The organism is Novosphingobium terrae (assembly GCF_017163935.1).
GTDB classification, from domain to species: Bacteria; Pseudomonadota; Alphaproteobacteria; order Sphingomonadales; family Sphingomonadaceae; genus Novosphingobium; species Novosphingobium terrae.
Genome location: NZ_JABVZR010000001.1, coordinates 3,725,573 through 3,737,707, shown reverse-complemented (window position 1 = coordinate 3,737,707; position 12,135 = coordinate 3,725,573). Strand labels below are relative to the sequence as shown.

11 protein-coding genes are annotated in these 12,135 nt (G+C 64.8%); all 11 read left to right on the top strand.

Annotated features, from left to right (window positions below):
- Positions 1–62 precede the first annotated feature (62 nt).
- The 11 genes from HGK27_RS16695 to HGK27_RS16645 all read left to right on the top strand — a co-directional run bounded on the left by HGK27_RS16695 (position 63) and on the right by HGK27_RS16645 (position 12,134).
- Positions 63–1,373, top strand: a complete 1,311-nt coding sequence (locus tag HGK27_RS16695; protein ID WP_206241990.1) for a UDP-glucose dehydrogenase family protein — start codon at positions 63–65, stop codon at positions 1,371–1,373.
- Between the two features lie 78 nt (positions 1,374–1,451).
- Positions 1,452–2,579, top strand: coding sequence for a GDP-mannose 4,6-dehydratase (gene gmd / locus HGK27_RS16690; RefSeq protein WP_241127250.1), 1,128 nt, complete (start codon positions 1,452–1,454; stop codon positions 2,577–2,579).
- Positions 2,580–2,583: 4 nt separating this feature from the next.
- A complete protein-coding gene (gene fcl, locus HGK27_RS16685; RefSeq protein WP_206241989.1) occupies positions 2,584–3,537 on the top strand; it encodes a GDP-L-fucose synthase in 954 nt (317 codons plus the stop codon).
- A 76-nt stretch (positions 3,538–3,613) separates the two neighbouring features.
- Positions 3,614–4,879, top strand: a complete 1,266-nt coding sequence (locus HGK27_RS16680; protein WP_206241988.1) for a WcaI family glycosyltransferase — start codon at positions 3,614–3,616, stop codon at positions 4,877–4,879.
- Complete coding sequence (locus HGK27_RS16675; protein WP_206241987.1) at positions 4,879–5,868, top strand: SDR family NAD(P)-dependent oxidoreductase; 990 nt, start codon at positions 4,879–4,881, stop codon at positions 5,866–5,868. Before HGK27_RS16680 ends, HGK27_RS16675 begins: the two co-directional genes overlap by 1 nt.
- A gap of 22 nt (positions 5,869–5,890) precedes the next feature.
- Entirely contained in the window at positions 5,891–6,448 is a 558-nt protein-coding gene (locus tag HGK27_RS16670; RefSeq protein WP_206241986.1) for a putative colanic acid biosynthesis acetyltransferase, read from the top strand.
- The gene (locus tag HGK27_RS16665; RefSeq protein WP_206241985.1) at positions 6,445–7,515 is read left to right on the top strand and encodes a glycosyltransferase family 4 protein; all 1,071 of its coding nucleotides are present in this window, start codon (positions 6,445–6,447) and stop codon (positions 7,513–7,515) included. Before HGK27_RS16670 ends, HGK27_RS16665 begins: the two co-directional genes overlap by 4 nt.
- Positions 7,503–8,990 (top strand): oligosaccharide flippase family protein, encoded by a 1,488-nt coding sequence (locus tag HGK27_RS16660; RefSeq protein WP_206241984.1) that lies wholly within the window; start codon positions 7,503–7,505, stop codon positions 8,988–8,990. The genes HGK27_RS16665 and HGK27_RS16660 overlap by 13 nt, the downstream gene beginning before the upstream one ends.
- Before the next feature lie 20 nt (positions 8,991–9,010).
- Entirely contained in the window at positions 9,011–10,552 is a 1,542-nt protein-coding gene (locus tag HGK27_RS16655; RefSeq protein WP_206241982.1) for an O-antigen ligase family protein, read from the top strand.
- Positions 10,549–11,058 (top strand): acyltransferase, encoded by a 510-nt coding sequence (locus tag HGK27_RS31300; protein WP_206241980.1) that lies wholly within the window; start codon positions 10,549–10,551, stop codon positions 11,056–11,058. Before HGK27_RS16655 ends, HGK27_RS31300 begins: the two co-directional genes overlap by 4 nt.
- Complete coding sequence (locus HGK27_RS16645; protein WP_206241979.1) at positions 11,055–12,134, top strand: glycosyltransferase; 1,080 nt, start codon at positions 11,055–11,057, stop codon at positions 12,132–12,134. The genes HGK27_RS31300 and HGK27_RS16645 overlap by 4 nt, the downstream gene beginning before the upstream one ends.
- Position 12,135: the final 1 nt, after the last annotated feature.

Sequence of the window (12,135 nt, the reverse complement as noted above, 5' to 3'; positions counted from 1 at the left end):
GTAATTGTGTCATTCTGGCGAAATCTGCGCGTCCCGCAGAGACTAGGCTTTGGAGCTTTTGCATGAAGATCGCGATGGTGGGTTCTGGCTATGTCGGTCTGGTGTCCGGGGCCTGTTTCGCGGATTTCGGCCATGATGTCGTTTGCATCGACAAGGACCCGGCCAAGATCGATCATTTGAACCGTGGCATCATGCCGATCTATGAGCCCGGTCTTGCCGAACTGGTCTCCGGCAATGTGCGTGCGGGCCGCCTCTCTTTCACCACCGATCTGCCCAGCGGGATCGAGGATGCGCAGGCGATTTTCATCGCCGTGGGCACCCCCAGCCGGCGCGGTGATGGCCATGCGGACCTCTCCTATGTCCATGCCGTGGCGCGTGAAGTGGGGCAGAATCTCAAGACGCCTGCGGTGATCGTCACCAAGTCCACTGTGCCTGTCGGCACCGGTGATGAGGTGGAGCGGATCATCGCTGACACCGGCACGCAGGTGCGCTTCACCGTGGCCTCAAACCCCGAATTTCTGCGGGAAGGCGCCGCCATCGGCGACTTCAAACGGCCCGACCGCATCGTCGTCGGCGCCGAGGATGACTGGACGCAATCGGTGATGCGCGAGGTGTACCGCCCGCTCTTCCTCAACCAGTCGCCGATCCTCTTCACCAGCCGTCGTTCGTCCGAGATGATCAAGTATGCGGCCAACGCTTTTCTGGCCGTGAAGATCACCTTCATCAACGAAATCGCCGACCTGTGCGAGAAGGTCGGCGGAAATGTTCAGGACGTTGCCCGCGGCATCGGAATGGATAACCGTATCGGTTCAAAATTCCTGCATGCCGGCCCCGGTTACGGCGGCAGCTGCTTCCCCAAGGACACGCTGGCCCTGCTCAAGACCGCCGAGGACTATGACAGCCCGACGCGCATCGTCGAGGCGGTGGTCAAGGTGAATGAAAGCCGCAAGCGCGCCATGGGCCGCAAGGTGATCGAGGCGCTGGGCGGCGGGGCCCAGGCGCGCGGCAAGCATGTCGCCCTGCTGGGCCTGACCTTCAAGCCCAACACCGACGATATGCGCGATGCCCCCGCCATCGCCATCGCCCAGACGCTGACCGACGCCGGTGTCACGGTGGCCGCCTATGATCCCGAGGGCATGGAGGCCGCCGCGCCGTTGATGCCGGGCGTCGCCATGAAGGTGGGCGTCTATGAGGCGATCGAGGGCGCTGATGCCGTGGTGATCGTCACCGAATGGGATGCGTTCCGCGCGCTCGATCTCGACCGGCTCAAGGCTCTGGCCCGCTCGCCGGTGCTGATCGATCTGCGCAACATCTACCCGCCCGAGGACGTGCGCGCTCAGGGCATTGATTACAGCAGCATCGGCCGCCCCTGACCGGGCGGGCGCTTGCGCAAAACCGTTGCAATGGAGGTCGGCGCCCCGCGCCGGCTTCACGGACAAATGGAGTGGCATGTGGCCGAACGCAAAAAGGCGCTGATTACCGGCATCACGGGTCAGGACGGGTCCTATCTGGCGGAATTTCTGCTGGCCAAGGGCTATGAGGTGCATGGCATCAAGCGCCGCGCCTCGCTGTTCAACACGCAGCGCATCGACCACATCTATCAGGACCCGCATGACAATCAGCCCAATCTGAAGCTGCATTACGGCGACCTGTCGGACACCTCGAACCTGACGCGCATCATGCGCGAGATCGAGCCGGATGAGGTCTACAACCTCGGCGCGCAGAGCCATGTGGCCGTCAGCTTCGAGGCGCCCGAATACACCGCCGATGTCGATGGCATCGGCACGCTGCGCCTGCTCGAATCCATCCGCTTTCTGGGGCTGGAGCAGAAGACCCGCTTCTATCAGGCCTCCACCTCGGAACTCTATGGTCTGGTGCAGGAAATTCCGCAGCGTGAGACCACGCCGTTCTATCCGCGCTCGCCCTATGCGGTGGCCAAGCTCTATGGCTACTGGATCACGGTGAATTACCGCGAGTCCTATGGCATCTATGCCTGCAACGGCGTGCTGTTCAACCATGAGAGTCCGCGCCGTGGCGAGACCTTCGTGACGCGCAAGATCACGCGCGGTCTGGCCAACATCGCTCAGGGGCTGGAGCCCTGCCTGTTCATGGGCAACATCGATTCCCTGCGCGATTGGGGCCATGCCAAGGACTATGTCCGCATGCAGTGGATGATGCTGCAGCAGGACCATGCCGAGGATTTCGTGATCGCCACCGGCGTTCAGTATTCGGTGCGGGAGTTCATCACCTGGTCGGCGGCGCATCTGGGCATCACCCTGCGCTTCCAGGGCACGGGCGTGGATGAGGTCGGCATTGTCGATGCGGTCGTGGGTGACGATGCTCCGGCGGTGAAGGCGGGCGATGTGATCGTGCGGATCGATCCGCGCTATTTCCGCCCCGCCGAGGTCGACACGCTGCTGGGCGACCCCACCCGCGCCAAGGAGCGTCTGGGCTGGGTGCCGGAAATCACCGTTCAGGAAATGTGCGAGGAAATGGTGGCGTCGGACCTCAAGGATGCCAAGCGCCACGCGCTGCTCAAGGCGCATGGGCTCGAAATCCCGGTTTCGGTCGAAGGCTGAGGCGATGCGGATCTATGTGGCAGGTCATCGCGGCATGGTGGGCGGGGCGATCACCCGCAAGCTGGTCGCGCGCGGGGTGGAGGTTCTCACCCGCACCCATGCCGAGCTGGACCTGACCGACCAGACCGCCGTGCGCGCCTTCTTCCAGAGCGAGAAGCCCGATGCGGTGGTGCTGGCGGCGGCCAAGGTGGGGGGCATTCACGCCAACAACACCTATCCGGCGCAGTTCATCTATGAAAATCTGATGATGGAATGCAATGTCATCCATCAGGCCTATGCCGCCGGTGTGGGCAAGCTGCTGCAGCTTGGCTCTTCCTGTATCTATCCGCGTGAGGTGCCTCAGCCCATGCGCGAGGATGCGCTGCTGACCGGCATTCTGGAGCCCACCAACGAGCCTTATGCCGTGGCCAAGATCGCGGGCATCAAGCTGTGCGAGAGCTACAACCGGCAGTATGGCGTCGATTACCGCAGTGTGATGCCCACCAACCTCTATGGCCCGGGCGACAATTTCCATCCGGAAAACAGCCATGTGCTGCCCGCCCTGATCCGCCGCTTTCATGAGGCGGTGCGCGATGGGCTGGATGAGGTGGTGATCTGGGGCAGCGGCAAGCCACGTCGCGAATTCCTGCATGTCGACGATATGGCCGAGGCTTCGCTGTTTGTACTCGATCTGCCGCTGGCCGACTATCAGGCCAACACGCAGCCGATGCTCAGCCATATCAATGTCGGTACAGGCAGCGATGTCTCGATCGCCGAACTGGCACAGATGGTGGCGGATGTGACGGGCTATCAGGGCCGCATCACGCAGGATGCCTCCAAGCCGGACGGCACGATGCGCAAGCTGATGGATGTTTCGCGGCTGGGCGATATGGGCTGGCGCGCCAGCATCGACCTGCCGACCGGTCTGGCCGAGACCTACCGGTGGTTCCTCGAAAATTATGCGGATTTACGTCATTGATGGCCGGGTTCTGCGCATCGGAAAGCAAGCATATATGCGTTGCAAAAGACCGGCCGCGGCAAGGGTGGTTTAAGCCATGAAGATTCTGATCCTTGGCCTGAACTATGCTCCCGAACCGGTGGGGATCGGGCCCTATACCACTGGCATGGCGGAATTTCTGGCGCAGGCGGGGCATCAGGTCTCGGTGGTCTGCGGCAAGGCCTATTATCCGCATTGGCGCCTGCATGAGGACCATCGCGCGCGCGGCGTGCTGACCTCGGCGGAAAACGGCGTGCGGGTCAACCGCGTGCCGATCTATGTGCCGGAAAAGCCCAATGGTCTGCGCCGCCTGCTGCATCATATCTCCTTTGCCGCCAGCGCGGGCCCGGTGATGGCTCGTGAGGCCTGGCGGGCCAGGCCCGATATGGTGATCTGCATCGCCCCCTCGCTGATTTCGACGGTGGTGGCGCGGGCGGCCTCTTTCCTGACGCGCGCCAAATTGTGGCTGCATATTCAGGATTTCGAGGTGGAGGCCGCCTTTGCCACCGGCCTGCTCAAGGATGGCGGCCTGCTGGCCAGCGCCGCCCGCGCGTTCGAGCGCTGGAGCCTGAAGGCCACGCGCATCAGCACCATCTCGCCCCAGATGTGCGCCAAACTGCGCCGCGCCAATGTGCCTTCGGCCCGCGTGGTGGAGTTTCGCAACTGGGCCAACATCGATCATGTCCGCCCGCTCGACACCCCCTCCTCCTATCGCGAGATCTGGGACATCAAGACGCCCTATGTGGCGCTCTATTCGGGCAACATCGGCAACAAGCAGGGCATCGAGATCATTGTCGAGGTGGCGCGGCTGCTGCGTCACCGCGATGACATCACCTTCATCATCTGCGGCAATGGCGCGATGCGCGAGACACTGGTGGAGGCCGCGCGCGATCTGACCAATGTGCGCTTCCCCGATCTGCAGCCGATGGAGATGATGTCGCAGATGCTGGGGCTGGCCACGGTGCATCTACTGCCGCAGATCGGCGGCGCGGCGGATCTGGTGCTGCCCTCCAAGCTGACCAACATGCTGGCCTCCGGGCGCCCGGTGGTGGCAACCGCAGAGGCGCATACGGGGCTGGCCAAAGAGGTGCAGGGCTGTGGCCTGGTGGTCCCGCCCGAAAACGCGCCCGCCTTTGCCGCCGCGGTGGAAACGCTGCTGGGTGATGAGGCGCTGCGCCGCGAGTATGGTCAGGCCGCCCGCGCCCGCGCCGAGGAGCGCTGGAGCAAGCCGCGCATCCTGCATGATTTCGAACTGGCGCTGCGTGACAGCGTGATCGAGGGCGTGGCCAAGCCTGCCGGGCAACCCATTCTGGAGAAATCGTGATGTCTGATCTGGGTCCCATTCTCGTGACCGGCGCCGCCGGTTTTATCGGCCATGCCACTTGCCACCGCCTGCTGGAGCGCGGCGAGGTGGTGATCGGTATCGACAACATCAATGATTATTACGATCCGGCGCTCAAGCATGCCCGGCTCAAGACCTTCGAAGGCAAGAACCACTTCGAGTTCCACCGCATGGATGTTTCCGATGCCGAGGCGGTCGGCGCGCTGGTGCGCGAACGCGGCGTGCGGCGCATCATCCATCTCGCGGCGCAGGCGGGCGTGCGTTACAGCATCGCCAACCCCTTCGCTTATGAGAAGAGCAATCTGGCGGGCCATCTGGCGCTGCTGGAAGCCAGCCGCCATGCGCCGGATTTCCTCCATCTGGTCTATGCTTCGTCCAGCTCGGTCTATGGCGACCGGCCGATGGGCGGTGTGGGTTTTTCCGAGGATGAGCCGGTCAACAAGCCGGTCTCGCTCTATGCCGCCACCAAGGCCGCCTGCGAGCTGATGAGCGAAAGCTACGCCAAGCTCTATGGCTTCCCGCAGACGGGGCTGCGCTTCTTCACCGTCTATGGCCCCTGGGGCCGGCCCGACATGGCCTATTTCAGCTTCACCCAGAAGATCCTGAGCGGCCAGCCGATCGAGGTCTATGGCGAGGGCAAGATGGCCCGCGACTTCACCTACATCGACGATATCGTCGATGGCATTCTGGGCGCGCTGGATCATCCGCCCGAGGACGGCAGCCATCGCGTGCTCAACATCGGTGACAGCCGCCCGGTTGGCCTGATGGCGATGATCGAGGCGCTGGAACAGGCGCTGGGGCATGAGGCGCAGAAGATCATGCGCCCGATGCAGCCCGGCGATGTCACCACCACCTATGCCGATATCTCCAAGCTGCAGGCGCTGACCGGCTATCACCCGCAGGTGATGCTGGAGGATGGGCTGCAGCGCTTCGCCACATGGTATCTCGCCTATCATTGCGTCCCGGCCTGACGGCCCCGCGCGGGGAAGACCCATGCAGCCGATCTATCAGGATCTCTCGCGCTTTCGCGTGCAGGATGGCTTTCGTGAGCGCTCCGGGCTGGTGGTGCTGGCGTGGCAGATCGTGCAGGCCACGCTGTTCCGCCTCTCGCCCCAGCCGCTGTATGGCTGGCGGCGCTTCCTGCTCTCGGCCTTCGGGGCGAAGGTGGGGCAGGGGGTGATCATCCGCCCCAGCGCGCGGGTGACCTATCCTTGGAAGGTGACTCTGGGCGACCACTGCTGGATCGGCGACGATGCCGAACTCTACAGCCTCGGGCCGATCACGGTGGGGGCGCATGCCGTGGTGTCCCAGCGCAGCTACATCTGCGCGGGCACGCATGATTACGAGGACATCACCTTCCCGCTGGTCGCCCGCCCCGTGGTGATCGAGGCGGAGGCGTGGGTGGCGACCGGCTGCTTTGTGGCGCCCGGCGTCACCGTGGGGCGCGGCGCGATCGTGGCGGCCACCAGCACCGTCACCCGCGATGTGCCGCCCGGGATGATCGTGGCGGGCGCCCCGGCGCAGGTGCTGCGCGAAAGGCCCGTTCCATGAGCCAGACGCCCATCATCGCCATCGGCCAGTTTCCGCCGCCTTTCAGCGGTTTCTCGCATATCACCCATTGCGTCACCGAGGCGATGGGCGAGCTGGGCCCGGTTCAGACCATCGATATCGCCGCCCCGCGCGGCAGCGGCGGCGTGGCCAAGCATCTCGGGCGGCTGAAGGCGACATGGGCCGCTTGCGGCAAGCTGCTGCGCGCCCGTACCGCCGAACCGCGCCCGCTGTGCTACATCGCCTGTGAGGGCGGGCTGGGGCTGGTCTACACGCTGCAACTGGTGATCTGCGCGCGGCTGGCGGGGCTGACCACGCTGCTTCACCACCACAGCTTTGCCTATATCGATCAGGCCAAGGGGCTGATGAAGCGGGTCGTGGGCGCGCAGCCGCGCCTGCATCACGTCTTCCTCTGCCGCCTGATGCAACAGCGCTTCGAGCAGGTCTATGGCCCCAGCCATGCCGCCACCGTGCTGAGCAATGCCGCTTTCGTGCCCCCCATGGCCAAGGCCGAAGCCGAGCGCGAGCAGCCCGTGCTGGGCCATCTCAGCAATCTGACGCGGGAGAAGGGGCTCTATCTTTTCCTCGATCTGCTTCGGGCCACCCCTGATCTGCGCGGTGTGCTGGCCGGGCCGATCGCTCTGGCCGAGGACAAGGCGGCGGTGGAGCAGGCTGTAGCCGATCTGCAAGGCAGGCTGGACTATCGCGGCGCGCTCTATGGCGCGGAGAAAGACCGTTTCTACCGCGACATCGACATCTTCATCTTCCCCACCCGCTATGTGAACGAAGCCCAGCCCACCGTGCTGTTCGAGGCGCAGGCCGCCGGATGCCGCTTTGCCAGCTATGACCGCGGCTGCATCGCCAATCAGCGCCTGAGTGACGATCTGATCGTGCCTCAGGATCAGGATTTCGTGGCCGCCGTCACCGTCTGGATCAACACCCTGCCGGAAGGCGACACACGCGCCGCCCGGCTGGCCCGCTATGGCGTGCGGCATGAGGCGGCCCGTGCCGTGATCCCCTCGCTGCTCACCGCCCCCCCTCTCGCGCAGAGTGCCCCATGCCCCGCCTGAGCAACACCAAACTCAACGCCATCACGCTTTATGCCAATTTCATCGTGCTGGCGCTGGTGGGGCTGGTCGCCAACCCGCTGCTGGTGCGCTTTATCGGCTCGCAGCAATTCGGCATCTGGCGCTCCTGCCTGCGCATTCTCGATCTGACCTCGGTGGCCGATGGCCGCGCGACACAGGCACTGAAATGGATTCTGGCCCATCGCGCGCTTCAGGACGATACCGAGGCGAAGCAGCGCGAGGTGGGCGCGGCCATCGCCATCTGGATGATCTGGCTGCCCTTCCTGCTGACGGGCGTGGCCATTGCCATCTTTGCCCTGCCGCATCTGATCAAGGATGTGCCGCCGCAGCTTTATGGCACGGCGCGGATGGCAGCGGGGCTGCTGGCGATGAATGTGGTGCTGACCGCGCTGTTGGGCATTCCCGATTCCGTGCTGGCGGGCACCAATCAGGGCTTCCGCTCCTATGTCGTGACCACCACCTTCCTCGTGCTGAGCAATGCCGCCATGGTGCTGGCGGGCGCGGCGGGCATGGGCATCGTCGGGCTGGGCGCGGCGACGCTGGGCGGCTCGCTGCTGACCGGCATCGTCGCTCTGGCGGTGGCGCGGCGCTATGTCTCGTGGTGGGGCGTGCGGCGGCCTTCCAGGGCGGATGTGAAGCGCGTCTTCGGTTTCAGCAACTGGACCATGGTGTGGTCGCTGGTGCAGATGTTCATGCTGTCGAGCGAGGTGCTGCTGATCGGCTATCTGGTCGGGCCCGATGCGGTGACGCGCTACACCTTCACCAGCTATGTCACGCAATTCGCCATCTCGATCTGCCTGATGACCGGCAGCGCCGTCACCCCGCGTCTGGGCGCCATGGTGGGGGCTGGGCAGCAGGCCGAGGCGGCGCAACTCTATGCCGCCACGCGGCAGGCGCTGCTGGCCATCGCCTCGGTGGCGGCAGCCGGGCTGATCCTGTGCAATGCCGCTTTTGTCTCGGTCTGGGCGGGCAGCCGCTTTTTCCTGGGGCCGGAAACCAACATCGCCATGGTGCTGGTGATGGTGCAGCTGGCGCTGGTGCGCTTCGATGCGCAGATCCAGGATGTGGGGCTCAAGATCGCGGGCAAGGTGATCACGGGCAGCGTGGCGGCGGCGCTCTCGGTCGGGCTGGCGGCGCTGTTCTATTTGCTGACGCATGCGATCGCCGCGATCTTCATCGGGCTGGTGGTGGGCCGTTTGCCGCTGAACGTGCTGTTTCCGCGACAGGTGCGCCAGCTGATCCCCGAGGCACGGGTTGACCTGCGCGGCATGGCGGGCATGCTGGCCATCGTGGCGGCGAGCTATGCACTGTCGCGCTGGTGGCAACCGGCGGGTTGGGGCGGGCTGCTGCTCTCCGCCGTGGCGGCACTGGCGCTGAGCGTCACGGTGTCGCTGCTGGTCATCCTTTCCCCTCAGACCAGAGCGCAGGTGCTGGCAATGGCACGCCGCCGGATCTGACACAGACAGGGATCGCAATCATGGCAGACGGCAATCCGACAATGGGCAGCGAAGCAGGCACCCATGCCCTGAGGCGGGCCGCCGCTGTCGCGCAAGCCGCCGAGGCGCGCGCCGCCCAAGCCGAGCTGACAGCCGACGGGCGCCCCGTGGTGGCGCGTCCGGTCGGGCGGGGCAACATCATCGGCTTCATCGTGCTGATGGCCAATTTCTGCGCGCTTTACGGTGCGCTTGGCGTTCTGGGGCATGCGCCCAGCCTGATGGTCGTCTCGGCGGCCTTTGGCCTGCTCTCGATCCTTTATGTGGCGCTCAATCCGCGGATCGCGGTGACGGTGCTGGGCGATTTTTCGGCCTGGGGCACGCTGCTGGTCGGCTATATCGCGCCGCTGCTCTATCTGGCCATCCTGCTGGCCGCGCGGCAGATCAAGATGCCACAGCTGGGCTATTGGATCGCCTTCAACCTCTCCTTCTCGGCGATTTTCCTGAATGCGGTGATTTTCGGCTATGTGCTGGACAGCCGAAGGATCACTTGGTTCTACTATCTGGCCGCGCTGGTGATCGCGGGCGAATTCGTCAGCAATGCCACCAACTACCAGTTCACCATGCTTGTGCTGGATTTCTCCGCCAGCGTCATCAGCAAGTCGCTGACGCTCGACCGCTTTATGGGCTTTTTCGGCATCTTCAACACGGCGGCCTATGCGGTGTTTCTGGCGGTCTTCGTGGTGGCGGTGCAGGCGCGCAGGGTGACGCTGCCCTTCCTGATCTTCAACCTCATCGCGGCTTATCTGATCTTCCTCACCCAGTCGCGCACCTCGCTGATCATGATGGCGCTGGTGCTGGGCTGGGTGGCGCTGAGGGCGCTGGCCAACCGCCCGGCCTATATCCGCATCGCCATGGTGCTGCTGCCGCTGTTGCTGGCGGCGGGGGCGGCGGCGCTGGTGGTCAAATCCCATTCGCTCAGCAGCGGCTCCAATGCGATGATGGACCGCTTCACCGGCCTGCTGGCGGCGGTCTTCGCCGATGGCAGCCATGCCGATGAGAGCAGCCAGCTGCGCGTGCGGGCCATTTCGCAATTCATGACCCTGATCTCGGAGCGGCCCTTCACCGGCTATGGCCTCGATGTGATCGGCGAGCTGGTGAGCCGGGGCGATCTGGTCGCGGTCAGCCAGAACAGCTGGATCGAATGGGGCACCGAATTCGGCGTGACCTATCCGGTGCTGGTGGCGATCAGCCTGCTGGTGATCTACATCCGGGAGAGCCGGGCCAGCGTGCTGATCCGCCTGCAGGGGCTGCAGGGCGACAATCTGCGCTTCTTCATCGTGACGATGGTGATCTCATCGCTCTCGATCATGGATTTCTACCAGATCCGGCCCTTCACCGTGGCCTTCGGCATGCTGATCGGCCAGTTTATCCGCAACCGCAAGCTGTCGCAGATGGAGGCGGAGGTCGATCGCATGACCCCGATGCCGATGGCCGCGCCGCTGCCGGTCCCGCCGCGCATACCGCGCCGCCCGCTGCCGGCCACCCCCATTCCCCGCGCCACCCCGCAAGGACCCGCGTCATGAGCCTTTTCAGCCAGATTCAGGCCGCCATCCAGAAACGTCTCGCGCCGGAAGCCTATGCCCGCAAGCTGGGCGTGCGCATGGGGCAGGGGTGCCGGCTGATCAATGTCGATTTCTCGACCGAGCCCTATCTCATCACCATGGGTGACCGGGTCAGCGCCACCAAGGTGCGCTTCGAAACGCATGACGGCGGGGTCTGGGTGCTGCGCCCCGGCTATCCGCAGGTCGATATCATCAAGCCGATCACCATCGGCAGCAATGTCTTCATCGGCTATGGCGCGATCATCCTGCCGGGGGTGACCATCGGCGACAATGTGGTGATCGGCGCGGGCTCGATCGTGTCGCGCGATATTCCTTCCAACAGCGTGGCGGTGGGCATTCCCGCGCGGGTGATCAAATCGCTCGACGCCTATCGCGAGGGGGCGCTGCAAAGCGCCGAGGACACCAAATCGCTCGATGAGGCCGCCAAGCGCGACTATTATCTGCGCAAATACGGGCATCCGGCATGAGCCGTCCCTCCTCCGCAGCCGGGCCCCTGCGGCTGTGCTTCGTCATCCCCGCCTTCAGCGACGGGGGCGCGCAGAAGCAGTGCATCTTCCTGCTCAACCAGCTGCGCCACGATGTGGGGCTGGACATCACACTGGTCCATTTCCATGGCGGCGTGCATGAGGATCTGCTGCAGCGCGACGGCTTGCGGGTGATCCATATGCCGGTGCGCTCCAACTATGATCCGCGCAACATTCTGGCGCTGCGCCGCATCGTGAAGCAGATCGACGCGCAGATCATGATGACCTGGCTGCATGGCGCCGATGTCATCGGCTTTTTCACCCGCCGCCTGAGCCCGCGCCTGCGCTGGATCATGGCCGAGCGCGATTCCTCCTACCCCGCCGATCCGCGCTACATCCTGCGCCGCATGCTGGGCCGCCATGCCGAGGATGTGATCGCCAACTCGGCCAAGGGCGCCGATTACTGGCGGCAGGCCGGGGCGGGCGGGGCGCTGCATGTCGTCTCCAACATCGTTGACGCGCGGATCGGCGCGGTGGCGCCCGGGCGCCCCCGGCGCATCGTCACCATCGGCCGGCTGGAGCCGCAGAAGAACGCCCGCACCGTGGTGGAGGCCTTCATCCTGCTGGCCGGGCGCCACCCGGACCTGGAGTTCGCGGTGATCGGCGGCGGCAGCGAGGCCGAAAGCCTGCAGGCGCTGGTGCGCGAGAAGGGCCTTCAGGATCGCATCGCCTTCCTCGGTTTCCGCAAGGATGTGATCGACCAGATCCATGCCTCGGGCCTGGTGGTCAGCATGAGCCATCATGAAGGCCTGCCCAATGTGATGCTGGAAAGCGTGGGCGCACACCGGCTGGTGGTCGCCTCTGACATTCCCGAGCATCGCGAGCTGCTGGGCGGCGATTATCCCTATCTGGTGGCCGACCGGGACAATCCGCAGGCCGTGGCCGAGGGAATCGAGGCCGCCATGGCGCAGATGGAAGACACCGCCCCGCTGGCCCATGCCCATGAACGGCTGCGGGCCATGACGCCCGAGGCGGTGGCGGAGGCCTATCGCCGCATCTTCACCTCAGGAAAGGCCTGAT

Bases quoted from the DNA above. Each gene is read 5' to 3' on its own strand.
- HGK27_RS16695 (WP_206241990.1), top strand. From the start codon at position 63: ATGAAGATCGCGATGGTGGGTTCTGGCTATGTCGGTCTGGTGTCCGGG.
- fcl (WP_206241989.1), top strand. From the start codon at position 2,584: ATGCGGATCTATGTGGCAGGTCATCGCGGCATGGTGGGCGGGGCGATC.
- HGK27_RS16680 (WP_206241988.1), top strand. From the start codon at position 3,614: ATGAAGATTCTGATCCTTGGCCTGAACTATGCTCCCGAACCGGTGGGG.
- HGK27_RS16675 (WP_206241987.1), top strand. From the start codon at position 4,879: ATGTCTGATCTGGGTCCCATTCTCGTGACCGGCGCCGCCGGTTTTATC.
- HGK27_RS16670 (WP_206241986.1), top strand. From the start codon at position 5,891: ATGCAGCCGATCTATCAGGATCTCTCGCGCTTTCGCGTGCAGGATGGC.
- HGK27_RS16665 (WP_206241985.1), top strand. From the start codon at position 6,445: ATGAGCCAGACGCCCATCATCGCCATCGGCCAGTTTCCGCCGCCTTTC.
- HGK27_RS16660 (WP_206241984.1), top strand. From the start codon at position 7,503: ATGCCCCGCCTGAGCAACACCAAACTCAACGCCATCACGCTTTATGCC.
- HGK27_RS16655 (WP_206241982.1), top strand. From the start codon at position 9,011: ATGGCAGACGGCAATCCGACAATGGGCAGCGAAGCAGGCACCCATGCC.
- HGK27_RS31300 (WP_206241980.1), top strand. From the start codon at position 10,549: ATGAGCCTTTTCAGCCAGATTCAGGCCGCCATCCAGAAACGTCTCGCG.
- HGK27_RS16645 (WP_206241979.1), top strand. From the start codon at position 11,055: ATGAGCCGTCCCTCCTCCGCAGCCGGGCCCCTGCGGCTGTGCTTCGTC.